At 67.7% G+C, this 25150-nt stretch carries 19 protein-coding genes; 7 read left to right on the top strand and 12 right to left on the bottom strand.

The window, feature by feature from the left end:
• Positions 1–186: 186 nt before the first annotated feature.
• From CFB43_RS33710 to CFB43_RS33665, 10 genes are all read right to left on the bottom strand, one after another.
• Positions 187–876, bottom strand: coding sequence for a response regulator transcription factor (locus CFB43_RS33710; protein WP_089498458.1), 690 nt, complete (start codon positions 874–876; stop codon positions 187–189).
• Positions 877–1451: 575 nt separating this feature from the next.
• Positions 1452–3080 carry a GMC family oxidoreductase gene (locus CFB43_RS33705; RefSeq protein WP_089498457.1) on the bottom strand — a complete coding sequence of 543 codons (1629 nt, stop codon included), beginning with the start codon at positions 3078–3080 and terminating at the stop codon, positions 1452–1454.
• Positions 3081–3302: 222 nt separating this feature from the next.
• Positions 3303–4253: an alpha/beta hydrolase gene (locus CFB43_RS33700; protein WP_089498456.1), complete on the bottom strand. Its 951-nt coding sequence runs from the start codon at positions 4251–4253 to the stop codon at positions 3303–3305.
• Positions 4254–4285: 32 nt separating this feature from the next.
• Positions 4286–5776, bottom strand: a complete 1491-nt coding sequence (locus CFB43_RS33695) for a flavin-containing monooxygenase (RefSeq protein ID WP_089498455.1) — start codon at positions 5774–5776, stop codon at positions 4286–4288.
• A 337-nt stretch (positions 5777–6113) separates the two neighbouring features.
• Positions 6114–7097: an alpha/beta hydrolase gene (locus tag CFB43_RS33690; protein WP_089498454.1), complete on the bottom strand. Its 984-nt coding sequence runs from the start codon at positions 7095–7097 to the stop codon at positions 6114–6116.
• Between the two features lie 12 nt (positions 7098–7109).
• Complete coding sequence (locus tag CFB43_RS33685) at positions 7110–8573, bottom strand: flavin-containing monooxygenase (RefSeq protein ID WP_089498453.1); 1464 nt, start codon at positions 8571–8573, stop codon at positions 7110–7112.
• A gap of 52 nt (positions 8574–8625) precedes the next feature.
• Complete coding sequence (locus CFB43_RS33680) at positions 8626–9792, bottom strand: iron-containing alcohol dehydrogenase (RefSeq protein WP_089498452.1); 1167 nt, start codon at positions 9790–9792, stop codon at positions 8626–8628.
• A 29-nt stretch (positions 9793–9821) separates the two neighbouring features.
• Positions 9822–11315, bottom strand: coding sequence for an NAD-dependent succinate-semialdehyde dehydrogenase (locus CFB43_RS33675; protein ID WP_089499044.1), 1494 nt, complete (start codon positions 11313–11315; stop codon positions 9822–9824).
• Between the two features lie 607 nt (positions 11316–11922).
• Positions 11923–12537, bottom strand: coding sequence for a pyridoxamine 5'-phosphate oxidase family protein (locus tag CFB43_RS33670; RefSeq protein WP_256990175.1), 615 nt, complete (start codon positions 12535–12537; stop codon positions 11923–11925).
• A 93-nt stretch (positions 12538–12630) separates the two neighbouring features.
• Positions 12631–13938, bottom strand: a complete 1308-nt coding sequence (locus tag CFB43_RS33665) for an NtaA/DmoA family FMN-dependent monooxygenase (protein ID WP_089498450.1) — start codon at positions 13936–13938, stop codon at positions 12631–12633.
• Positions 13939–14264: 326 nt separating this feature from the next.
• On the opposite strand from CFB43_RS33665, the gene CFB43_RS33655 reads away from it, so the two are divergent.
• The 7 genes from CFB43_RS33655 to CFB43_RS33625 all read left to right on the top strand — a co-directional run bounded on the left by CFB43_RS33655 (position 14265) and on the right by CFB43_RS33625 (position 22735).
• A complete protein-coding gene (locus CFB43_RS33655) occupies positions 14265–15416 on the top strand; it encodes an MsnO8 family LLM class oxidoreductase (protein ID WP_089498449.1) in 1152 nt (383 codons plus the stop codon).
• On the top strand, positions 15413–15988 hold the full coding sequence (locus CFB43_RS33650; protein ID WP_089498448.1) for a GNAT family N-acetyltransferase: 576 nt from the start codon (positions 15413–15415) through the stop codon (positions 15986–15988). Before CFB43_RS33655 ends, CFB43_RS33650 begins: the two co-directional genes overlap by 4 nt.
• Before the next feature lie 92 nt (positions 15989–16080).
• Positions 16081–17721 carry an ABC transporter substrate-binding protein gene (locus CFB43_RS33645; protein ID WP_089498447.1) on the top strand — a complete coding sequence of 547 codons (1641 nt, stop codon included), beginning with the start codon at positions 16081–16083 and terminating at the stop codon, positions 17719–17721.
• A 53-nt stretch (positions 17722–17774) separates the two neighbouring features.
• Entirely contained in the window at positions 17775–18803 is a 1029-nt protein-coding gene (locus tag CFB43_RS33640; RefSeq protein ID WP_089498446.1) for an ABC transporter permease, read from the top strand.
• 13 nt (positions 18804–18816) lie between these two features.
• On the top strand, positions 18817–19686 hold the full coding sequence (locus tag CFB43_RS33635) for an ABC transporter permease (RefSeq protein WP_089498445.1): 870 nt from the start codon (positions 18817–18819) through the stop codon (positions 19684–19686).
• Positions 19683–21371, top strand: coding sequence for a dipeptide ABC transporter ATP-binding protein (locus CFB43_RS33630; RefSeq protein ID WP_089498444.1), 1689 nt, complete (start codon positions 19683–19685; stop codon positions 21369–21371). The genes CFB43_RS33635 and CFB43_RS33630 overlap by 4 nt, the downstream gene beginning before the upstream one ends.
• Positions 21368–22735: an LLM class flavin-dependent oxidoreductase gene (locus tag CFB43_RS33625; protein ID WP_373452572.1), complete on the top strand. Its 1368-nt coding sequence runs from the start codon at positions 21368–21370 to the stop codon at positions 22733–22735. The genes CFB43_RS33630 and CFB43_RS33625 overlap by 4 nt, the downstream gene beginning before the upstream one ends.
• 103 nt (positions 22736–22838) lie before the next feature.
• Here the strand turns inward: CFB43_RS33625 and hutC are convergent, their stop codons facing one another.
• A complete protein-coding gene (gene hutC / locus CFB43_RS33620; protein ID WP_089498442.1) occupies positions 22839–23594 on the bottom strand; it encodes a histidine utilization repressor in 756 nt (251 codons plus the stop codon).
• A 56-nt stretch (positions 23595–23650) separates the two neighbouring features.
• Positions 23651–25144 carry an HAL/PAL/TAL family ammonia-lyase gene (locus CFB43_RS33615; RefSeq protein WP_089498441.1) on the bottom strand — a complete coding sequence of 498 codons (1494 nt, stop codon included), beginning with the start codon at positions 25142–25144 and terminating at the stop codon, positions 23651–23653.
• Positions 25145–25150: the final 6 nt, after the last annotated feature.

The following is a 25150-nucleotide window of genomic DNA, read 5'->3' as shown; positions in this document are numbered from 1 at the left end:
TGTCTGAAGCGCGCGGCGGGCCGCGATCGTGAATCGCGGCCCGCCGTGTCGAAGCCTGCCTGACCTCGGATGGAGGGTCGAGCCAAACGGCGATCGAGTTCTCCCACCCGGGGGCACGGATCACTCGAAGAAGAAGCGGCTGACGGACGAGCCGCCGTGTCACGCCACGCGCGACACCCTCCCCCGTCAGCCGGATTTTCGCAGTCGATAGCCGATGCCGTGCACGCTTTCCACGATGCCCGACGCGCCGGCGGCCATCAGCTTTCTCCGTAACCGGCTCATGTGGCTGTCGACGGTGCGAGTGGATGCGCTGACGTCCGCCATGCACGCATCGAGCAGTTCGACGCGCGTAAATGCACGATTCGGCAGCCTGGCCATGTGAGCCAGCAGGCGGAATTCGACGAGTGTCACGGAGACCGGCGTTTCGCCGGAGGACGTTCTCACGCACGCCATATAGCTTTCCGTATCGACTTCGAGCGTACCCACCCGGAGACGACGTTCAGGCGCGAGCGTGCCGGAGCGCCGAAGAATCGTGAGCAATCGCGCGACGACCACGTCCGGGTCGAACGGCCTGACGATGTAGTCGTCGACGCCGGCGTGCAGTGCGCGCAGCTGCTCCCCCTCCCGGTCACACGCCGAAATGACGACGATGGGGGCATCGCTTTGCCGTCGAAGCCTGGCGAGCATGTCCAGGGTATCCGCACGCAGTTCACGGACGTCGAGAATGACCAGATCCGGCTTCAGGTTCAGTTGCGTAGCCAGCACGGTCTGGGCGGGGTGGGTCTGGAATGTTCGAAAGCCATGGCGAGTCAGGCAGGTATCGAGCGTCGACGACATTTCCGGTGCGTCATCCGCGATGAGTATGAGCGAGTGCATGATTGAATTTCCGAGTCGTTGCCTTTCGTGCAAGCGGACACCTTCCGGACCGCGTTCAGGCACCGCACGGGGGTCCCCGTTCACAGGCATCGCTCGTCGAATTGAAGACGGCGTTCGGCATGACACACGCCGACGCCATCGGGATAGAGGCTGGGGAAAAATATTTCCCGCGCCCGGACGAGGCCGGACGCCGAGCGAGATCGATCGGCCGACTGGTTCGTCGGTTGCGGCGACTCATCGCCATGAAGCAAGCAGCGGTCTTTCTCCGGTGGTTGGCGCATACAGGTCGCCACCCGGCATCCGCGCGTCGGGTGGCGGCATCGCTTGCCTCGTGCTCGCCTTGCGCTTCAACGAGCAAGGATGCGTTCATGATCGGCGGTTGGCCGCATCACCAGGACTCACCGCGCGAGCGCTCGACGCCAGAAAGCGCGCGATGCCCCGGCAACGTCCAGTCTTGCCGCAACCGGCCGGCGAGCCGTTGCCTTCGGGTCATGGACGTCGCTGCACACATCATGCTCGCGACGTTCACGTGCGGATGAGGCCTTCGTGCCGACGAACGTCGGCGAGAAGGTCACTCACACCGCGTTTTCCGGTATCGCGGACGGGAATCGGGAGATCCTCCTGATCAGATCAGAGGCTTTCTCACCGATCATGATCGTCGGCGCGTTCGTGTTTGCGCCCACCAGCGTCGGCATGATCGATGCATCCACCACGCGCAATCCTTCCGTTCCCCGTACGCGCAACTGGGAATCGACGACCGCGAGCGCGTCGTTCCCCATGCGACAGGTTCCGACCGGGTGGTACACGGTGTCGGTCCGCTCGCGCAGCAACGCACGAATGTCGTCGTCCGATCGCGACCGGGACGCGAACACGTCCTCCGTCACGAACCGGGCCATCGCCGGCGCGGCCATCAACCGCCGGGTCAGCTTGTACCCGTCGACCAGGACCTCGAGATCGTCGTCGTGCTCGAGGAATGCCGGGTCGATCAACGGCGCATCGAGCGGATCGGCGCTTCGCAGCTTGACCGACCCACGGCTTTTCGGCCGCAGCAGGCACACGTGACAGGAAAGACCATGTCCGAGCCGCACCTTCCGTCCGTGATCGCTGACGGGCCCGACGACGAAATGCATCTGAACGTCCGGGCGATCGAGATCGGGACGCGTCTTCAGGAATGCGCCGCCTTCGGCGAAGTTGGTGGTCAGGGTACCGGTTCGCGAGTTCCGGTATTGCCGGATGTCGCCCAGCGTCTTGATCGCGCCGCGCACCGATACGCCGAGCGCATCCAGGCTGTTCGTCTTGTAGCTGACGACGAAGTCCGGATGATCCTGCAGGTTCTCACCCACGCCCGGGAGATCGGCGACGACCTGGATCCCGAGACGCTCGAGTTCGTCCTTCGGACCGACGCCGGACAACATCAGCAACTGCGGCGATTGAAGCGCGCCGGCGGAAAGGATCACCTCTTTCTTCGCCCAGACCGTCTCGACATTCCCGCCACGCGTGACCTCGACGCCCACGGCCCGCTTGCCGTCGAACACGATGCGCCGGACCTGCGCGCCCGTCTCCACCGTCAGGTTGCCGCGCGTCTTCAGGTGCGGAAAAAGATAGGCGCGTGCCGCACTCCAGCGCTCGCCATTCTTCTGGGTCACCTGGTAGATGCCGACGCCTTCCTGCTCCGCACCGTTGAAATCGTCCGTGACGGGCAGGCCGCACTCTCGTGCGGCGTCCAGCCAACGCGCCTGGAATGGATTGTCCGTCCTCAGGTCGCTGACCCACAGCGGGCCGCCGCGCCCGTGCCATTCATTGCCGAGCCGCTCGTTGTGCTCGCTTCGCTTGAAATACGGGAAGACGTCGTTCCAGCCCCAGCCTTCGTTGCCGAGCGCGGCCCAATCGTCGTAGTCGGCATGATGGCCGCGCGTGTACACCATCGCATTGATCGCGGACGATCCGCCCAACGCCTTGCCACGCGGCTGGTAGCCGCGTCGCCCCTGCAGCCCCTTCTGGGGCACCGTCTCGAACGCCCAGTTGTTCAGCTTGGACGGGATCATCAGCACCAGGGCGGCCGGCACGGTGACGGGCCATCCATCGCCGGTGCCGCCGGCTTCGAAGAGGCACAGCGTCACGTCGGGATCTTCGGTCAAACGCGAAGCCAGCACGCTGCCGGCCGAGCCGCCGCCTACAACAAGATAATCGAATGAGTTCTTCACGGGTCTGTGTCCTCGATAGATGCCTGCACGCTTCACAAGCAACTACCTGATGCATCGATTCCGCCATTCGCGTCGCGGCCTCAGCGAGCCGCCGCGCGATCGGCTTCATGCCGTCATGCATCAGCACTGCGCGGCCGCATCGGCACCGTTGGAGGTCATCCATCGAACCGCGTGCGGCCACGAAATGGCGAAAAGCGAAATCAGGTCGCTTCCGCCAACGTATCAATGGTGCTGCGCGGCGCCGAGTAACGTTCGAAAGCTCGCGATGCCCTTCTCGATCCACGCCTGGGCGCCCGGGGAGATCGCCCCCATGTCGAAGAACCCGTGAATCATGCCGTCGCACCGGATCGTGTCGACCTTCACGCCGCTCGCGTGGAGCAAGCGGCCATAGGCCTCGCCCTCGTCGCGCAGCGGATCGAATTCGGCGGTCAGGATGACCGCGGGCGGCAACCCGGCAAGATTTTTCGCACGGATCGGCGCCAGTCGCGGATCCTCCCGGTTGGTCCCGTCGGGCACGTAATGTCGCTCGAACCAGGCGATCGTCTCGAGGTCGAGAAAGTAGCCTGCGCCGTTTTCCTTGAAGGAAGGAAAGCCGGCGCGATCCTGCGCGACCGCGGGGTAGATCAGGAACTGGGCGGACAGCGCAATGCCGTCGGCGTGCAGTTGCTGGGTCACGACCGCGGCCAGATTGCCGCCGGCGCTGTCTCCGGCCACCGCGACGACGTCGCTGCCGCCCAGCTCACCCGCGTTCGCGATCACCCATCGGGTGGCGGCGATCGCATCGTCCGCCGCGGCCGGATACGGATACTCCGGCGCCAGCCGGTAATCCACCGAGACGACGACCGCGTTGGCGCCGCGCGCCAGCTCCCGGCAAATATTGTCGTGGGTATCCAGATCGCCGATCACGAATCCGCCGCCATGGAGATAGACGACCGTCGGCAGATTGCGCTCCTGGGTCGGACGGTACAGCCGCGCCCGCAGCGATCCGGTCGCGCCGGGAACGGTCAGGTCTTCCACGCCGTGAACGTCGACCACGGCCTCCGGTGCGCGAACGGCGCGCGCCAGATGCTGCATCAATCCGCGCGCCTCTTCCGGGCTGGACTGCGACAGCGGTTTCGCGCCGGACCCGGCAAGGGATTCGAGAAAACCAGCGAGGTACAAATCGAGTGCCATAACTTCACCTTTATTCGAACGTTGCGCGGAGATCAGCGATACACGAGGACTTCGGCATCCGGGCTCAATTCCGGAATGGTCTGGCGCTCCTCCTCGTACTCGAAGTGGTGCTGCCACGGCATGCGATCGCCACGCAAGTGCATCTGGTGTTGCGAGCGCATCACGTACCCGGCATTGAAGTTGTTCGGGTCGGTCCACGGCAGCCGCTGCATGTCCGCGTCTTCGGCGCGCAGGCACGGCTCCACCGTCTTCGCGCCCACCTTGTCCATATGCGCCAGGACGCGGCAGGTGAATTCGCACACGAGATCGGCGCGCAACGTCCAGCTCGACCGGTAATAGCCGTAGATGAACGCCATGTTCGGGATACCCTCGATCATCATTCCCCGATACGAGACCCGCTTCGACATGTCGACCGGTTCGCCGTCGAGGTGGAACGCGATCTGGCCGAAAGCGCTCATGTCGAAGCCCGTCGCCGTCACGACGATGTCCGCCTGCAGGTGCTCGCCCGACGCCAGCACGATGCCGCTTTCGTCGAACGATTCGATGGTGTCCGTCACGACGGACGCCTTGCCCTCCCGGATCGCCGTGAAGAGGTCGCCCTCCGGCACCGCCGCCACGCGCTGCTGCCACGGGCGATAGCTGGGATTGAAGTGCTTGTCGACGTCGAACCCTTCCGGCAGCTGTTGCCGGGTCTCGTTGATCAACCAGTCGCGAACGGCGTCCGGGTTCGCTGCGGACAGGTTGATCAGGTCGAACGTCTGCTTCAGGTGTGCACGCCGCAGAATCTCGGAGCGCCACTCCTCGGGCAGGCTCAGTTCACGCAGCGTCGCGTCCAGCTGGTGGGTCCACGGAACCGCCGTGAAGAACGTCGGCGACCGTTGCAGCATCGTCACATGCGCCGCGGTGCCGGCCATCGCTGGAATCAGCGTCGCGGCGGTCGCGCCCGAGCCGATCACGACCACCCGCTTGCCGGCGTAGTCGAGGTCTTCCGGCCAGTGCTGCGGATGCACGACCGTTCCCTTGTAGCGGTCGAACCCGTTCCACTTCGGCGTAAAGCCCTGCCGATGGTCGTAGTACCCCGCCCCCAGCCACAGGAAGTCCGTGGTGATCGAGAAGTGTTCGCCGGTATCCTTGCGCGACACCTCGACCGTCCAGCGCTTCTGCTCGCTCGACCAGCTCACCGTTTGAACACGATGCCCGTAGTGGATCTTCGAACCGAGGTCGTATTCCTTGATGACATCGCCCAGATAGCTGTGGATCTCCTCCGCCGTGGCGATCGAGCGGCCCTGCCACGGGCGGAATCCGAATGCGTACGTGTACAGGTCGCTGTCGGAACGCGCGCCCGGGTAGCGATGGGTCCACCACGTACCGCCGAATCCATCCATGGCTTCCAGGATGGCGAACGAGCGGTCCGGCAAGTTCATGCGAAGATGACAAGCGGCATCGAGCCCCGAGATCCCCGCCCCGATGATTAGTACCTCTACGTGCTCAGGCAAACCCGAATCTGCTTGATTCTTAGTCATGAGATCCCTCCGATGACCCGTTATTGAAAATATCCGTAACGCCGCACGACTAGATCAGTTGACTTGGTCATGTGACTACGGAAGAAAAAGACGCTCGCACGTGCATGCCGGCGACAACGTTTCAAACCAGTACGTGCCCCCCCGCTACACCCGGCCACGCATGCACGCGGGTCATTGAGGTGTGCATCCCGGTTTGACCGGTCACCCCGAACATGATCAATTGACCAAGTTCCACGGTTCCCAGTCTATGCAGTCGAGGGACAATTTGAATCAGGAGTTTCCATTACCCGACCGGTCGCAAGGGGCGAATGCGCCGACCCGCGCGACGATCGACGCGTCAAGCCTTGAAGCCGTCTGGTTCGGCAAGCCGCCTGACAAAGGAAACGGCGCGATCCAGCAGGTATCTCGCTGCCGGGATCGTGCGGGCCGCGGTGATGATGCCGTGATGATGCCCGGGTAGATGGAGATGCTCGACCGTGCTCCCCGCACGGGCCGCGCACGATGCGTAGGCAATGCCTTCGTCACACAGCGGATCCAGCCCCACCGTGGCAATGAACATCGGCGGCTGCCGCCGGCCTTCCGCATGCAGCAGCGGGGACAGGCGTGGAAGATCGAACGGCGTGCCGGCCGGCACGTAGTGTTCCCGGAACCAGCGCATCGACTCGGCGACCAGCGGAAATCCGCCTTGAATGCGCTGGTAGGACGGCAGCGACGCCGTCAGGTCCGTCACCGGATAGAACAGGATCTGCCCGATGACCGCGGGTCCCGCCGCCGGTGCCGCATTGGCGATGAGGGTCGCCATGTTGCCGCCGGCGCTGTCGCCCGCCAGGATCACCCGGGACGCATCGATGGCGAGCGCGGAAGCGTTGGCCGCCAGATAGTCCAATGCGCGCTCGCAGTCTTCGAGCGGGATCGGCCACCGGTGCTCCGGCGATCGCCGGTACTCCACGGAAGCGACTACACAACCGCCATGCCGTGCGAGATGACGGCAGATGCCGTCATGCGTGTCGACGCTGCCGATCACCCACCCGCCGCCGTGAATGAAGACGACCAGCGGTTTGCCCTCGACGCGCTCCTCGCCGGGCGGACGATAGAGCCGTAGCCGAATGCTGCCGTCCGCGACCGGAACGTCGATATCGTCGTGGGCAACCGCTGCGTCGGCGGCGAGGCCGTTCAATTCGCAGGCGCGCACGAAGTTCACGCGCGACTGGTCGACGGAAAAGCTGCCGTAGTGTCGCCCGCCCCCTTCGCGGAACGCCCGAACGGCGTCCCGCGCATCGTCAGCCACCTCGGTCAGCGGCAACCAGTGCATCGATGTCATGGGCATCCCCGCTCAGATCGCAGCGAACACGCTTTGATCCCATTGCGTCACGGCGCGGTATTCGTCCACCGTGCCCGGCCAGTTGTTGATCACCTTGCCTTGCGCGTTCTTGTACCAGCTCGAGCAGCCCGCCGAAAACGCCGAGCCGACCATCGCCGATTGCAGCTTGCTGTTGTACTCGTCGAACACGGCCCGATCGACGTCGACCGCCTTCACGCCGGCCGAAGCCATGCCGCCGATCGCGTCGATGATGTAGTTCTGCTGGATCTCGAGCATCGACACGATGGAGTTGTGGTTCAGGTTCGTATTCGGCCCATACAGCATGAACATGTTCGGAAAGCCCGGCACGGTCATGCCGAGATACGCTTCCGGGCCGTCCTCCCACGCCTGGGCCAACGTGCGGTCCGTGCCGCGAACCTGCAGGCTGCCCTGGAAAGCCTGACTCTCGAAGCCGGTTCCGAACACGACCACGTCGAACGGAAGCAGGCGGCCGTCCCGGGTCACGATGCCCTCGTCGACGAACGATTCCACCCCCGCCGTCTCCAGCGCGACGTTGTCGCGCATGAGTGCCGGGTAGTAGTCGTCCGATCGCAGGATCCGTTTGCACGCGTATTCATAGTCCGGCGTCAGTTTCTCGCGCAGGACCGGGTCCGGCACCTGGCGATGCAGGTGCGCCAGCGCGAGACTCTTGCCTTCCTGCTGCGCGCTGGACCCCATCCGCGTCCGCTCGAACCCGGACTCGCGGAAAGCGTGCAGCGATTTCCGGCTTTCTTCGAACAGATGGGGCTCGCGCTCGTAGGTATCGAGCTGCTCCGCCGAGAAGACGATCTGGTTGCGCGGCATGATCCAGTTCGCGCTTCGCTGGAATACCGTCAGGTGATCGACCTTCGGCGCGATGAGCGGCACATACTGCACGGCGCTGGCGGCGTTGCCGATGCTTGCCACCCGCTTGCCGCTCAGGTCCACGTCGTGCCGCCACTCGGCGGAGTGGAAATACTCGCCGTTGAAATCCGCCAGGCCGCGAACCGCGGGAATCATCGGACGGTTCAATTGCCCCCATGCCGGCACGAAGAATCGTGCGGTCATCCGGGAGCCGTCATTCAGCGCGAACCGCCAGAGGCTTGCACCGGCATCCCATTCGGCACTGCGAATCTCGAGGTTGAATCGCAGGTGTTCCGTCAGGTCGAACCGCGCGGCAAGCGATTTCAGATAGTGCAGCAGCTCGTTGCGGCCGGCATACATCGCGCTCACGCGCAAATGCGGATGGAAGCTGTAGCAGTACAGGTGCGATTCGGTATCGCATGCCGCGCCGGGATACGAATTGTCCAGCCATACGCCACCGAGATCGGGACGCTTCTCCAGCACGACGAAGTCGTCGATGCCCGCGATTTTCATGCGAGCGGCCATGCCGAGGCCTCCGAAGCCCGCACCCAGGATAACGATCTCGTGGTGCTCAATCCTTTCTACATTGTTCACGGTGCATTCTCTCTATTAACGTTACGGCGACTGCGGATTGGCCGGCGTCGGTTCAGTAGGCCCGTTCGTACAGGCGCAATGCGTCCGACTCGGTGACGACGACCGGATTGTTCAACAGCAAGCGCTGCTGCTTCATCGCATCGGCCGCGAGGGTCGGCAGGCTCGATTGCGTGACACCCACGTCGCGCAGACGTCGCGGCGCGCCGGATCGATCCATCAGGTCTTCCAGGAAGGCGATGAACGCCGCCGTGCGCGCCGTGGCGTCGCCCGTTCCACCCGCGCCGACGACGTCCGCCAGTTCCGCATAGTGCGAAGCCGCCGCGTCGGCGTTGAAACGCAGCACGGGTGCCAGCATCAACGCGTTGGACAAGCCGTGCGGGATATGGAAATGCCCCCCCAACGGATACGCCAGCGCATGGACCGCGGCCACCGGGGCATTGGCGAACGCTTGCCCCGCCAGCGTGGCGCCCAGCAGCATGGCCTCGCGGGCGCGGCGGTCCGCGCCGTTTTCGCAAGCCGGGATCAGGTGGCTCACCAGCAATCGCAGCGCCTCGCGTGCGAGCGCGTCGGAGAGGGCATTCTTCTTGTGCTTGCTGGTATAGGCCTCGATGGCGTGAACCATCGCGTCGATGCCCGTCGCAGCGGTATGGCTGCGTGGCAGGCCGACCGTCAATTCGGCATCCAGGATCACCTTGTCGGCATACAGCTGACGTGCGACGATGCCCATCTTGGTTGTTTCGTTAACCGAAACGATGGAAATGTTGGTGACTTCCGACCCGGTACCCGCCGTCGTCGGGATCTGCACCAGCGGTAGGCGCGCACCCTGAACGTTGCCGATTCCGTACATTTCCGCGATCGATTGCCGCGACACGGTGAGCACGGCGGCCAGTTTTGCGATGTCCATCGACGAGCCGCCGCCCAGGCCAATCACGACGTCCGCCTCGGCACTGCGTGCAAACTCGACGCAGCGCAACACCACGTTTTCCGGCGGGTCGGCCACGACCTCATCAAACACCGCCACGCGGAATCCCGCGGCCGCCAGCGACGCTTTCGCCGGTTCCAGCACACCGGCCTCGTGCAGCCCAGCGTCGGTCACGATCAGGACATGGCGGCGCTCCGTCCATGCCGCCATCACCTGACCCAGGCGGCGCGCACAACCCCATTCCTGGAGAATGGACGGAACAGTTTCGAAGAGCATCGACTGCGGGAGCATTTCCATTGACGTTTCCTTGATGCGGACGGTGGCCGTTAGACCTGGGTGCACAGGTACTTGATTTCCAGGTATTCCTCGATGCCGTAACGGGAACCCTCACGGCCCAGGCCCGATTGCTTGACCCCGCCGAACGGCGCGACCTCGTTGGAAATCACGCCGGTATTCAGGCCGACCATGCCGTACTCGAGTGCCTCGCCCACACGCCAGATGCGGCCGTGGTCGCGTGTATAGAGATAGGCGGCGAGCCCGTACTCGGTGTCGTTGGCCATCGCGATCGCTTCCGCTTCATCCTCGAAGCGGAACACCGGGCCGACGGGCCCGAAGAGTTCCTCGCGCGCGACGCGCATGGCCGGCGTTGCATCGGCAATGACGGTCGGCTCGAAAAACGTGCCGCCAAGCGGATGGCCTTTGCCGCCCGTGACGATGCGCGCGCCCTTGCCGAGCGCATCGTCGATCAGCTGATTCAGGTGGTCGCAGGCGGACTGCTGGATCAGCGGCCCCTGCTGCACCCCCGGTTCGATGCCGTTTCCGACCTTGAGCGCCTGGACTCGCCGCGTGAGCGCGTCGACGAAGCGGTCATGAATGCCGGCCTGGACGAGAAAACGATTCGCGCATACACAGGTCTGGCCGCTGTTCCGGTACTTCGACGCCATCGCACCTTCAACCGCCGCGTCGAGATCCGCGTCGTCGAACACGATGAAGGGTGCGTTGCCGCCGAGTTCGAGAGAGAGTCGCTTGATCGTCGCGGACGACTGGCTCATGAGCACGCGGCCGACTTCGGTCGAGCCGGTGAACGAAAGCTTGCGCACGACCGGGCTGGCCGTGAGCACCGCGCCGATCTCGCGCGACGGGCCGCACACCACTTGAAGGACACCGGCGGGAATGCCCGCGCGCTCGGCCAGCACGGCAAGCGCTAGCGCCGTGAGCGGCGTCAGGTCGGCGGGGCGCACGATGATGGAGCAGCCTGCGGCCAGTGCCGGCGCGACCTTGCGCGTGATCATCGCGGCAGGAAAATTCCACGGCGTGATCGCGGCACACACGCCGATCGGCTGACGAATGACGACGATGCGCTTGTCGCCTTGCGGGTGAGGCATGACGTCGCCGTAGACCCGCTTCGCTTCTTCGGCGAACCACTCCACGAAAGAAGCCGCATATATGATTTCGCCGCGGGCCTCCGCCAGCGGCTTGCCCTGCTCCGACGTCATGATCAGCGCGAGATCGTCGGCATTCGCCACGATCAGGTCGTACCAGGCGCGCAGTAGCTTTGCGCGCTCGTGGCTGGTCCGCTTCTGCCAGGCTTGTTGGGCCAGCGCCGAAGAGGCAATGGCTTGCTCGACCGCCGCGGTGTCGAGGCTGGCCACGCGCGCCAGAATGTCGCCCGTGGCCGGATTCGTGACGGGAAACGATCGGCCATCCGTGCCCTCCGCCCATCCCGACGCCAGCCACGCACGCGTCTCCAGCAACGCGCGGTCTCGCAGTTGGGCGCGCAGCGCCGAAGGGTCAATCGCTTGGTTCGTCCTGCTGTGCATTTCGTTCACTAGCACCGTCTCCAGAAATTCTTGTTTTTTTCAGCCAGGGCGCTTTCAGCCGATGGGCGAAAGCTGCTCAGGCGTCGATACGCGGACGCCTGCTTCATCTCCCGGGATTTCGCCTGACTTCCGGTGGTCGATGCGCGCCAATTGCCACGCCACCCGGACGCCTTCGCAAAATGTTGCCCACGTCTGGACCATCCGCGATCGAGCGGCGGCCGCCAATTGGGGATGAAACAAACATATGGGTCACTTGACATGGTCATTTGACCATAAACCATTTTCGGCAGCAACTCAGTAGTTGCACGGGCTATCGGCGGTTCGCCGGGAGATGGCCACGCCAGGCTGTAACGGCCAGACAAGGGGATTGCGCGGGACGGGAGATGGCAAGGCGAACCCGACGGATGTTCTTGGCGGCGTAAGGAGCGAAGGCGACGCCGCGAGTGTCGGGCAAACAACGGGCATGGTGCAGCGGCTGAAGTAGCCGTTCCCGGCCCCCGTCGCCGGGTCTCATCCGACTTCAGTCATTCAACGCGATCGCGAAATGCGACGCCCGATCCGGGCGGACGATTCGCACCGATGCGCGCGCGGATCGCCTCTCGCGCACTCAGTACAGCCCGGCGACCGTGCGCGCCGGGAGGTCGCGATCGTACGATTCGCCGTCGAACGTACCGCCGCTTAATCGCCGATGCATCGCACCCGCGCTCGGCAGCTGATCACGTTCGATCCGAGTACCCGGATCCCAGAGCCGCGAACGCACGATCGCCTTCGAGCAATGGAAATAAGCCGCGTCGATGTGGATCAGCACCACCGTGCGCGGCGCCTTCCCGTCGACGGCAAAGCGCGCGAGCAAGCCGGGCTCGGCGCTGATCGTCGCGCGGCCGTTCACGCGCAACGTCTCGCCGACGCCGGGAATCAGGAACAGCAGCGACACGCGCGGATCGGCCACGATATTGCGCAGCGTATCGATCCGGTTGTTGCCCGGCCGATCCGGCAGCGCGAGCGTCTTCGGATCGACGATCGACACGAATCCCGCCACATCGCCGCGCGGTGAAACATCGGTGCCGTGCGGCCCGACCGACGACAGCGCGACGAATGGCGACGCGCGCACGAACGCCTGGTAGTCGTCGTTCAGGTGGTCGATTTCCTTCCACAGTGCACGTTCGTGCGGCGTCCCGTAGATGGCCTCGAGTTGCGCGAGCGTCGTGATCTCGTGATTCACATCAGCATCCTTGCGTCGATGTTGCGGCGCGAGGATGAAGCGGAAGCGCCGTCCCGCCATCGTACACGCGCCGCCTGCTCGCCGTTTGGCCGTTCAAGCCGTCGCGGTCTCGCGCTGCAAGGCCGGCAACCCCAGGTTCGTGCGGAAATCGTCGCCGAGGTAATCGGTATCGAGCAGGTTGCGCCGGCGCAATTCGGGCAGCAGCCCGTTGAGCAGCAGGTCCTCCTGGTCGGGCTGCCCGAGCCCGTGCAGCGACAGCACGTCGACGAGCCCCGCGCGATAACGCGCTTCGATCGCATCGGCGAGCTGTTCGGGTGTGCCCGCGACGAACCAGTGGCCGGTTTCCTGGGCGCGGATGATCAGCTCGCGCAACGTCAGGCGCTGCCGCGCATAGCCGACGAAAATCGCGACGCGGCCGCGCCGGCGATGCACGCTGTCGATCGCCGGCAGCAGCGATCCCGGCAACGGCTGGTCGAGCGGCAGGTCGCGCAAGTCGACGCCGCCGCCGAGCATGTCGGCGAGCTTCAGCCGGCCTTGCTCGTAATCAATGCGTTCATGCTTGTCGCGCAGCCGTCGCGCGACGTCGGCGTCGGATTCGCCGATCACCGAGTGGAACGAGTTCATCACGAGCGGCAGCCGCCCTGCCCGGCCGAATGCCGCCGCCTGCCGGTGCAGTTCGCCGACGAACGTGCGCGCATCCTCGAGCGTCGGCTGTGACGTGTAGACGACTTCCGCAAACCGCGCGCCGAGCGTCACGCCGCTCGCCGACTGCCCCGCCTGGAACAGCACGGGACGCAGCTGCGGCGAAGGCGGCACGTTCAACGGCCCCTGCACCTGGAAGTGCGCGCCACGATAATCGATCGGCCCGAGCTTGAGCGGATCGACCGACACGCCGCCGCTCGGCGTGCGTCGCACCGCGTCGGGAGCGTTCGCGTCGAACAGCGCGTTGACGACTTCGACGAATTCGGCGGCGCGCGCATAGCGCTGCTCCGGGTCGGGCAATGCGGCGTCGCCGAAATTCTCCTCGCCGACCGACGACGTCACCGCGTTCCACGCAGCGCGGCCGCCGCTCACGTGATCGAGCGTGCCGATCAGCCGCGCGAGATTGTACGGATGGTGATACGTGGTCGACACCGTCGCGACGAGCCCGATCGACGACGTCGCCTGGCTCAGCGCGGCCAGCGCGACGATCGGCTCCTGGCTGCCGGTGCTGCCGGCGAGCCCGGCCGGATCGGCCTGCAACAGGTCGGCGGTGAAGAGGCCGGTGATCTTCTCGGCTTCCGCCTTGCGCGCGAGCGCCGCCGCGCGACGCATGCCATGCGCGGGATCCGCATCGCCCGGCGCAGCCAGCACGCTCGCGGCACCGACGAGCGTCTTCAGCCGTCTGCGTGTCTCGCTCATGATGCGGCTCCGGCATGCGCGTCAGGTCGGCCGGTTGACATGATTCGCTCGTTCATTCGTATTCCCCACGATTGCGTTCGATCGACGGACCCGCGCCGGCACCATGCTGCCGACGATCGCGCGCCGGGGCGTCCGGCGGGGTCCAAGCGTGCGCCGCAAGGCGCGCAGCCATCGACCATAACGCAAGCCACCCGGTGGGCCGGAACGAATATTTTCGGCTTTCGATATTCTTCTTGATTGTTTGACCGGGCAAACGGCGTCGAAAAATAATCCGGCATGCCTAACCCGTTGATCGTGCCGCTTCGAACCGCGCCGGTCGCACCCTCATGACGTCCGACGCCCCTCATTCCGCTACCGCGCTACCCGCCCTCCCGTTTCGCCTGAGCGTGCTCGACAAGAGCCCCGTCGCACCGGGCGAAACCGCCGTGGATGCACTCGCGCGCAGCGTGTCGCTCGCCCGCTTCGCCGACGACGCGGGTTATCACCGCTACTGGCTTGCGGAGCATCACAACACGGCCGCGCTCGCGTGCCCGTCGCCGGAAATCCTGATCGCGCATGTGCTCGCCCACACTCGCCGAATTCGTGTCGGATCGGGCGGCGTGATGCTGCAGCACTACAGCCCGTACAAGATCGCCGAGAACTTCAACCTGCTCGCGTCACTTGCACCCGATCGTGTCGATCTCGGTATCGGCAAGGCGCCGGGCGGGCTGCCGTTGTCGACGCGCGCGCTGCAGGCCGGCTACGAGCCGGCGCGACGCGCGTCGTTCGCCGAACTCGCCGCCGAGCTGAAGCGCCATCTCGACGGCAACCACACGCCGCCGGGCGACGCGGGGAACGAAGCCGCCACGCTGCACGCGACACCGTTTCCGCCCGTCGCCGCCCAACCGTTCCTGCTCGGCGCGAGCGCCGAAAGCGCCGCGCTGGCCGCCCAGCTCGGCTGGGCGTTCGTCTATGCGTCGCACCTCAACGCAGCCACCGCCGATCTGGAACGGAGCTTCGACGCATACCGCCACGCATCGGGCGGCCGCACGCCGCTGCTCGCCGTATCCGTGATCGTCGCCGCCACGCGCGAAGCGGCCGCGCGACTCGCGAGCGGGCATCAGGGCTTTCGCGTGCAAGTGGGCGACACGCCGGCGGTCAACGTCGGCAGTCTCGAACAGGCGCACGCGTACATCCGTCAGGCGGGCGACGGGCCGCATCGGATCGACGCCCGCGAGACGCGGATCGTGCACGGCACGCGCGAGGACGTGCTGCGCGAACTCGACGTGCTGCATCGCCGCCACGGGATCGCGGAATTCGTCGTCGACACGCCGCTTGCCGATGCAGCACCGAGGATTGCGTCGCTGCGGCTGCTGGCCGGTGCGTCGGCTGACGGCAATGACCTGGCGGCGTCACGACGCGCGACCGAAGAAACGCCGCATGCACCGCACACCGCCGCCGTCACCCGTCGACCCGATCTCGAAGGCGCCGCACGATGACCGATACGATCCGCATTGCCGGCGCCGACGACGTGCCGGCCCTTTATGCATTGCTGCAGGACGCGTATGCGCCGCTCGTGCCGCAGGGCGTGCACTTCAACATCATTCGCTCGCCGATCGAGCACGTCGCGCAGACCGTTGCGCGCGAAACGACCTTCGTGCTCGAGCGCGCGGACGCCGACGGCCGCCGCGCGCCTGCCGCGACGCTGACCGTGCGGTTCCCGTGGGTATCCGGCGAGCGCCCCCGCACGCCGTATCCGTTCCTGCACTGGTTCGCGGTGGCGCCCGCGTTCAAGCGGCAGGGGGTCGGCCTCGCCCTGCTCGGCCACGTCGAAGCGCAATTCCTGACCGGACAGGTCAAGGCACCCGCGACCTATCTCGCGACCGCGACCAATCATCCGTGGCTGCAGCCGTACTACGAGCGGCAAGGCTATGTCGCGTTCGACCGCTCGACGAACACGCTCGGCACGCCGCTCGTCTGGCTGAGAAAGATCCTGATCCCGGATCTCTACCGGGAACCGCCGGCGGCGGATGCCGCTCAGGGCGCCGAGCGTCTTCGCGCCAGCGCATGACGTTCCACGCGCGCCGTTTCGACACCTGTCCCGCACCGCGCTTCGTCGTGCCCCGTTCCACCCGCCATGCCACTTGTAAAGGATTGCCCCGCATGACCTTCGCTTTTCCGGATTCCACGCTCCGCGCGTCGCGCCGCACGGCATCGGCCGCGCTGCTGTTCGCCCTCGCCTTGCCGCCCGCGGCGTTCGCCCAGGGCACGCCCGTCACGGGCGGCACGCTGACCTGGGGCGTCGAATCCGAGCCGCGCACGCTGAATCCGCAATTGAACGGCCAGGACAAGGTCGAGCTGCTGCTGCGCAACGTGTATGAGAGCCTGCTCGCGCGCAAGCCGGACGGCAGCTTCGTGCCGTGGCTCGCGACCGGCTACAAGGTGTCACCCGACGGCAAGACCTACACGTTCACGCTGCGCGACGGCGTGAAGTTCAGCGACGGCGCGCCGCTCGACGCGCAGGCCGTCGCGCGCAACTTCCTGAACGCACGCAATCCGGCCTATTCGGGCGGCAGCCAGCTCGCGGGGCAGATCCTGCACGTCGCGGACGTGAAGACGCCGGACGCGCGCACGGTCGTGATCACGCTCGACGCGCCGTATGCGCCATTCCTGACCTTTGCCGGCCGGTTCGCGCTGCTGTCGCCGAACGCGTTCGACCGGCCGGGCCTGAAGTCGGGCGGCACCGACGTCGCCGGCACCGGCCCGTTCATCCTGCGCCGCTACGTGAAGGGGCAGGAAATCGAATTCGCGAGGAATCCCGACTATCGCTGGGCGCCGCCGACGGCGGGCCATCAGGGCCCGGCTTACCTCGACCGGATCGTCTACCGGTTCCTGCCGGAATCGTCGGTGCGCACCGGCGCGCTGCTGTCCGGCCAGGTCGACGTGATCGAAGGCGTATCCGGCAACGACGCGGCGTTGATCCGCAAGAACCCGGACTTCACCTACCAGCACGCGCTGAACACCGGCACGCCGTACTCGCTGTTCCTGAACGTCGGCTACGGCCCCACGCAGGACGTGAAGGTGCGCCGCGCGCTGCTCGAAGGGCTCGATACGACCGGCATCGTGCAGTCGATCTATCGCGGCGAGCGCACGCGCGCATGGGGCATCACGTCGCCGATCGACCCGCTCTACGACGCGCGCATCGAAAAGACCTACGGCAACAATCCGAAGCTTGCCAACCAGTTGCTCGACGAGGCCGGCTGGCGCGCACGCGACAGCGGCGGCTACCGCACGAAGAACGGCGAACGGCTGACGATCGCGGTGATCCAGGCGCAGGCGACCGTGCGCGACCAGCGCGACGTGCTGCTGCAGGCGCTGCAGGCGCAGGCGCGGCAGCGGCTCGGCGTCGACCTGAAGATCCAGTACGTCGACGACGGCACGTACGTCGAGGCGCGCAAGACCGGCAAGTTCGGCTCGATCGCGAACTCGAACACGCCGCCGGACGGCATCGACATCGAGGGCCACTACCTGCCCGTCGATCGCGGCGGCGCGCTGAACTACAGCCGCGCGGCGGCGCCGGAACTGACGCGCTGGCTGCAGGCGGCCGCGCGCACGCAGAACGTCGCGGAGCGCAAGACGCTGTACGGCGAGCTGCAGCACTTCGCGATCAACGAGCAGGCGTACGCGGTGCCGCTGTACGAACCGGAGGACCAGATCGCCGCCGCGAAGGCCGTCCAGGGCCTGCGCTTCCGCCCGTTCGCGCAGATGCCCGAGAACCCGTACGACGTGTGGGTGAAAAAGTAAGCGAGCCAGCCACATCGGTCCGCCGCGCGCGGCACCGGCAGGAGAAGCCGAGCATGAACCATCCGAGCGCCGTCCCTGTTTCCGTTCAAGACGCCGCGGCGCCCACGCCCGCCGCGCCGCCCGCCTCGTCGCCGGCCGCGTGGCGCCGCGTGCTGCGCTCGCCGGTGGCGACGCGGCTCGCCACCGGCGTACTGGTGCTGTGGGCCGCGATCACGCTGTCGTTCGCGGCCGTGCACGTCGCGCCCGGCGACATCGTCAGCATCCTGATCGGCGAGCAGCTGAGCACACCGCAGATCGAAGCCGCGATCCGCCAGGAATGGGGGCTCGACGAGCCGCTGCCGCTGCAGTACCTGCACTACCTGTGGCGGGTGCTGCACGCCGACTTCGGCCGCTCCTACATCCTGAACACCGACGTCGCGCCGCTCGTGATCGGCCAGCTGTGGCCGACGCTGAAACTGACGGGCGCGGCGCTCGTCGTGACGCTCGTGTTCGCGGTCGGCCTCGCGGTGCTGACGGCCGGCCGCCGCTGGGCCGGGCGGGCGGCGTCCGGCGTCGAGCTGCTGCTCGCGTCGACCCCGTCGTTCTGGCTCGGGATCATGCTGCTGTTCGTGTTCAGCTTCACGCTGAAGCTGTTCCCGGTCGCCGGCGATCGCGGCTTCGCGTCGCTCGTGTTGCCGGCGCTGTCGCTCGGGCTCGCGCAGGGCGCGGTGATCGGCCGCGTGCTGCGCCAGGGCATCGAGCGCGCGCTCGACGAGCCGTATGCGCTGACGGTGCGCTCGTGGGGCATCGGCGGGCTCGCGCTGCGCGTGCGGCACGCGCTGCGCCACGCGGCGCTGCCCGCCGTCACGCTCGCCGGCTGGCTCGTCGGCGGGCTGCTGAGCGGCGCGGTGATCACCGAGCAGGTGTTCGGCCGGCCCGGCCTCGGCAAGATCACCGTCGACGCGGTGCTGTCGAAGGACATGCCGGTGATCCTCGCGATCGCGATCCTGGCGGCGGCGATCTATGTCGCGCTCAGCACCGCCGTCGACCTGCTCTACCTGCTGATCGACCCCCGCCTGCGCGACCGCCGCGCACGGCATTGAACCGGAGACACCGATGTCCACGCCCCTCGACCTGCCGTGGCGCCCGCGCGCGCCAATCGGCGCGGCCGGCTGGCTGCGCCGCCATCCGGGCCTCGCGCTCGCGGCCGTCTACCTGCTGCTGAATGCGGCCGCCGTGATCGCCCCCGGCTGGCTCGCGCGCTACGACCCGCTGGCCGCCGATCCGCTGGCCGCGCAGCTCGGCAGCAGTGCCGAACACTGGCTCGGCACCGACCAGCTCGGCCGCGACATCTTTTCGCGGGTCGTCTACGGCGCCCGCTACTCGCTGTCGATCAGCGCGGCGTCGATCGCAGTCGCGACGCTGTTCGGCACCGCGCTCGGGCTGTTCGCGGGCCTCGCGCGCGGCTGGCTCGACGAACTGATCTCGCGCTTTCTCGACGTCGTGTCCGCGTTCCCCGACCTACTGCTCGCGCTGATGCTGATCTCGTTTACCGGCCCGGGCGCCACGAACCTCGTGTTCGCGCTCGGCGTCGCGTCGGTGCCGCGTTTCGCGCGCGTGGTGCGTGCGCAGACCTTCGTCGTCGCCGGCTCCGGCTACGTCGAGCAGGCGCGCACGCTCGGCCTCGCGCCGGCGGTGCTGGTGTGGCGCCACGTGCTGCCGCACGCGATCGCGCAGGTGCCGGTGCTCGCGACCGTCGGGCTCGGCACCGCGATCATCGGCGCGTCGGGGCTGAGCTTCCTCGGCATGGGGCCGCAGCCGCCCGCCGCCGAGTGGGGGCTGATGCTCGCCGAGGGCCGCAACTACCTGTACAACGCGTGGTGGATCGCGGTCTGGCCCGGCCTCGCGATCACCGCGGCCGTCGTCGCCGTGAATGCGCTCGGCGGCTACTGGCAGGCTCGCTTCGAACGCCGGGAGACGACATGACGACCCTCGCACCGGCACCGCACGCCACGCCGCTCGTCCACGTCGAACGCCTGACGATCGGGTTCCGCGGCCCGCGCGGCACGCGCCCCGTCGTCGGGCCGCTCGACCTCGTCGTCCATGCCGGCGAATGCGTCGCGCTCGTCGGCGAGTCGGGTTCCGGCAAGTCGGTCACCGCACGCAGCCTCGTCGGGCTGAACGGCCCGCACGCCGTGGTGGACGCCGAACGCCTCGAGATCGCCGGCACCGATGCGCGGCGCCATCGCGAACGCGACTGGCGCGCCGTTCGCGGCCGCCGGATCGGCTACGTGCTGCAGGACGCGCTCGTGTCGCTCGATCCGCTGTGGCGCGTGCGCGATCTCGTCGCCGAGGCGCTGCACGATACGCGGCGGCGCGACGTTCACGCGCGCAGCGCCGACCTGCTGCGCTCGGTCGGCATCGACGAGCCCGAACGGCGCTTGCCGCAGTATCCGCACCAGCTGTCGGGCGGCTTGCGGCAGCGCGTGCTGATCGGCACCGCGCTCGCCGGCGGTGCATCGCTGCTGATCGCCGACGAGCCGACCACGGCGCTCGACATGACCGTGCAGCGGCAGATCCTGTCGCTGCTGCGCGCGCGCCGCGAGGCCGGCGATGCGCTGCTGCTGATCAGCCACGATCTCGCGGTCGTCGCCGAACTCGCCGATCGCGTGCTCGTGATGCGGGCCGGCCAGGTCGTCGAACAGGGGCCGGCGCGCGACGTGCTGACCGCGCCCGCGCATCCGTACACGCGCCAGTTGCTCGCCGCGATTCCGACGCCCGCGTCGCGCGGGTTCCGGCTCGCGGCGGATCCGCAGGCCGATGTCGACGCCGCGGCCGCGCGCATCCCGCTGCCGCCCAAGCGGATCGACGCCCGCGTGAAAGTGCTCGCCGTCGACGCGGTGACGAAGCGCTACGGCAGCCACGACGCGCCTGTCGCGGTGGACGGCGTGTCGTTCGTGCTGGCGCGCGGCGAGACGCTCGGGATCGTCGGCGAATCCGGTTCCGGGAAATCGACGATCGCGCGGATCGTGCTCGGCCTGATCGAGCCGGACCACGGCACCGTCACGCTCGACGGCGAACCGTGGAGCGGCGTGCCCGAAGCCGCACGGCGGGCCCGCCGCGCACGGCTGCAACTGATCGCGCAGGACCCGTACAGTTCGTTCGACCCGCGCTATTCGGTCGGCCAGATCATCGGCGAAAGCCTCGACGCGATCGGCGTGCGCGGCGATGCGCGCCGCCGCCGCGTGCTGCAGCTGCTCGACGAAGTGCGGCTCGGCGCCGGCTGCATCGACCGCTATCCGCGCGAATTGTCCGGCGGCCAGCGGCAGCGCGTCGCGATCGCGCGCGCGTTCGCGCCGAATCCGGCGCTGCTCGTCGCGGACGAACCCGTCAGCGCGCTCGACGTGTCGATCCAGGCGCAGGTGCTCGACCTGCTCGCCGACCTGCAGGCCGAGCACGGCACCGCGATGCTGTTCATTTCGCACGATCTCGGCGTCGTGCATCACGTCGCCGACCGGATTCTCGTGATGCGGCGCGGCCGCGTGGTCGAAAGCGGCCCGGTCGGCACGGTGTTCGCCGCGCCGTCGCATCCGTACACCGCGTCGCTGCTCGACGCGCTGCCCACGCTGCCCGACGCGCGCCCGTCGCCCGCGCGCGCCGCGTTCGCATGACACCCACCCCTCTCTCGTTCCTGCCCGTCATGAGCCAACCGACTTCCGCTACCTCCCGCCCGATCCATCTCGGCGCCATCATCCAGGGCGCGTCCGGCAACCTGTCCGCGTGGCGTCATCCGGACGCGGTCGCCGACGCAAGCATCAACGTGAGCTTCGTGCGCGAGCTCGCGCGACAGGCCGAGGCCGCGAAGTTCGACCTGCTGTTCGTCGCCGACGGCCTACACATCAACGCGAAATCGATCCCGCACTTCCTGAACCGCTTCGAGCCGCTCACGCTGCTGTCGGCGCTCGCGCTCGTCACCGAGCGGATCGGGCTGGTCGGCACGCTGTCGACGTCGTACAGCGATCCGTTCACCGTCGCGCGGCAGTTCTCGAGCCTCGACCACCTGAGCGACGGCCGGGCCGGCTGGAACGTCGTCACGTCGCCGCTCGAAGGCTCGGCGAAGAATTTCTCGCGCGACAGGCACCCGGAGCATGCGCTGCGCTACCGGATCGCATCGGAATTCCTGACCGTGACGAAGGGGCTGTGGGACTCGTGGGAAGACGACGCGTTCGTGCGCGACAAGGCGAGCGGCGTATTCTTCGATCCGGACAAGCTGCACACGCTGAACCACGCCGGCGAATTCTTCTCGGTCGCCGGGCCGCTGAACATCGGCCGCTCGCGACAGGGGCGCCCGATCCTGTTCCAGGCCGGCGCGTCCGACGACGGCAAAGGGGTCGCGGTCGAGCATGCCGATGCGATCTACACGCGCCAGGAGACGATCCCGCTCGCGCAGGCGTTCTATGCGGACGTGCAGAAGCGGCTCGCGGCGCGCGGCCGGGCACCCGACAGCCTGAAGGTGTTCCAGGGCACGAGCGTGATCGTCGCGGCATCGGCCGCCGACGCGGAAGCGCAGTATCAGGACACGGCGCGGCTCGTGACGATCGACAACGCGCTCGACTATCTCGGCCGCTACTTCGATCACCACGACTTCACGCAATACGCGCTCGACGCGCCGTTCCCGGATCTCGGCGAACTCGGCGGCAACCAGTTCCGCAGCACCACCGACACGATCAAGCGCGACGCGGCCGAGCGCGGCCTGACGCTGCGCGAGGTCGCGCTCGAGGCGGCCACGCCGCGCCCCGCGTTCGCCGGCACGCCCGAGCAGGTGGCGGACGGGTTGCAGGCGTGGGTCGATGCGCGCGCTACCGACGGCTTCATCGTGCGCGGCGGCACGCCGACGGCGTTCACGGAATTCGCGACGAAGGTCGTGCCGATCCTGCAGGAACGCGGCGTCTACCGGCGCGATTACGAAGGCGCGACGCTGCGCGAGCATCTCGGGCTCGCGTACCCGGTCAACCGGCACGCGCAAGCGGCCTGAATGCCGGCCGCACGGAGCGGGCATCGGGCAGCCGGTGCGCGCCCCGCCCCGACGAACGCGTTCGGGCGAAGACGTCGAACGGCAGCAGCGGCCCGCCCCTTGGCTACACCCGCCCCGCCAGATGAAACCGTGACGCCGGATGCCACAGCTGCACCGACGTCGCGACCTGCCCGCCGACCCACGTACGCCGCCGCAGCAGCAGGCACGGTTCGCCGATTTCCATCACGAGGTGCCGGCGCACCTGCGCATCGGGCTTCTGCGCGTAGATGCGGAATTCGGCACGCTGGATCGGCGCGAGCCGCACCATGTAGTGGTTCGGCGTCTCGACCGTGAAATCCTGCTCGAGATACGCGGGAAACAGCGCCGGATTGACGTAGCGATCCTCGAACTGGATCGGCTCGCCCTCCTCGCAATGCACGATGCGCGAATGAAACACCGGACCCGTGCGCAGCCCGAGCGCTTCGATCGCCTCGGGATCCTCACTGCTTTCGAGCGTCATCACGCGCGCACTGTGCCGATGGCCGCGCTCGGCGATCTCGTCCGCGATGTTGCGGATCTCGAGCACCGTCGATTCGTAATGACGGCGCTCGACGAAGGTGCCCGCGCCCTGGATGCGGGTCAGCACACGCTCGGCGGTCAGCTCGCGCAGCGCACGCGACACCGTCATCCGCGCCACGCCGAACTCCTTGACCAGTTCGGCCTCGGTCGGAATCGCGCCGCCGGGCTTCCAGTCCCCGTTCGCGATCCGCTCCACCACGTAGCGCTTGATCTGCTGGTAGGCCGGCAGCGCGCGCGCCGGCACGTCGTCGCCCGGTACCGCCCCCGGCCGGGCCGCCGTGTATCGTTCCGCTTCGTTCATGCGCCCTCGATCGAATGAAGATGGGATGACCTGCCGACCGCCGCCCCGCCGCTGCGTCACGCCAACGACGGCGGTACGCCCGCGACGATGGCGGCCGCGCTCGCGATGTCGTCCGCGAGCGGCCGGTCGTCGTGATACGCCGGCACGCGTTCGCGCACGTATCGCCGCAGCGCGTCGGTCGGCGCCGCCCGCGATGCTTCGTTTTCCTGCAAGTCGTACGCCTGCGCGGCGGCCAGCAACTCGATCGCGAGCACACGCGTGGTGTTCTCGATGATGTCGAGCGCCTTCAGCGCGGCCGGTGTCGCATGGCACAGGTGATCTTCCTGCAGGCCCGACGTGATGCCGCCGTCGAGGCTCGCGGGCGCGGCAAGCCGCTGGTTCTGCGCCACCAGCGCGACCGCGGTGTACTGCGCGATCATGAACCCGGAACACGTGCCGCCCGGTGCCGCGAGAAACGCCGGCAGCCCGCTCACGAGCGGATTGACGAGCCGGTCGAGCCGCCGCTCGGCAATCGCCGCGACCTGCGCCATCGCGGCCGCGAGGCTGTCCATCGCGAGCGCGATGCCCGCGCCGACCGCATGCGCCTGCGAATGGACGGCCGGCGCGTCGCGCGTGCCCGCGACGATCGGATTGTCGGTCACGGACGCGAGCTCGCGGTCGACGACTTCCGCCGTGACCGCCAGCACGTCGCGCGCCGCGCCGTGCACGTGCGGAATCGTGCGCAGGCTGAGCGGATCCTGCGTATGCCGCCCGTTCGCCGCGGCGAGCATCGCGCTGTCGGCGAGCATCGCGCGCAGGCGCGCGCCGACGTGCCCGATGCCGGGCGAAATGCGCAGCGCCAGCGAGGCCGGATCGAACGCGGCGAGCTGGCCGCCGAGATTCTCGAAGCTCGTCGCCGCGATCCAGTCGGCCCAGTCGAGCAGCCGCTCCGCGCGGGCGAGCGCGAGCGCGGCGAGCCCCGTCACGCACGGCGTGCCGTTGACCAGGCTCAGCCCCTCCTTGGCGCCGAGCGCCAGCGGCTCGCGGCCGATGCGGCGCAACGCTTCGTCGCCACGCACGCGTTCGCCGCGATGACGCGCGTGGCCGTGCCCGATACAGACGAGCGCGACGTGCGCCATGTGGGTCAGGTAGCCGACCGACCCGTGCGCCGGCACTTCCGGCAGGCAATCGTGCTCGAGCAGCGCGACCAGCTGGTCGACGATGTCGGCCCGCACGCCGGAATGCCCGTGCGCGTAGTTGTTGATCGCGGCCGCGATGATCGCGCGCGTTTCCGCCGCACCGAGCGGCGCGCCCACGCCGACCGCGTGGCTCATCAGGATGTTGCGCGACAGCGTGCCCTGCTGCTCGGGCGACACGATCACGTCGCACAGCGCACCGACGCCCGTGTTGACGCCGTACGCGCGAATGCCGCGCGCGACGATGGCGTCGACGAGTTCGCGCGCCGCGACGACTCGCCCGCGCGCGTCGTCGGTCAACGCGAGCGGCGCGCCGGCCGCGACCGCCGCGATCTGCCGCCAGTCGAGCGGCCGGGCCGAACGGAATACGGTCATGGCGGC

The sequence above is a fragment of the Burkholderia sp. AU15512 genome (assembly GCF_002223325.1).
In the GTDB taxonomy this organism is placed as follows: domain Bacteria; phylum Pseudomonadota; class Gammaproteobacteria; order Burkholderiales; family Burkholderiaceae; genus Burkholderia.
The sequence above is the reverse complement of the archived record's forward strand: the minus strand, read 5'-3'. Positions and strand labels throughout refer to the sequence as shown.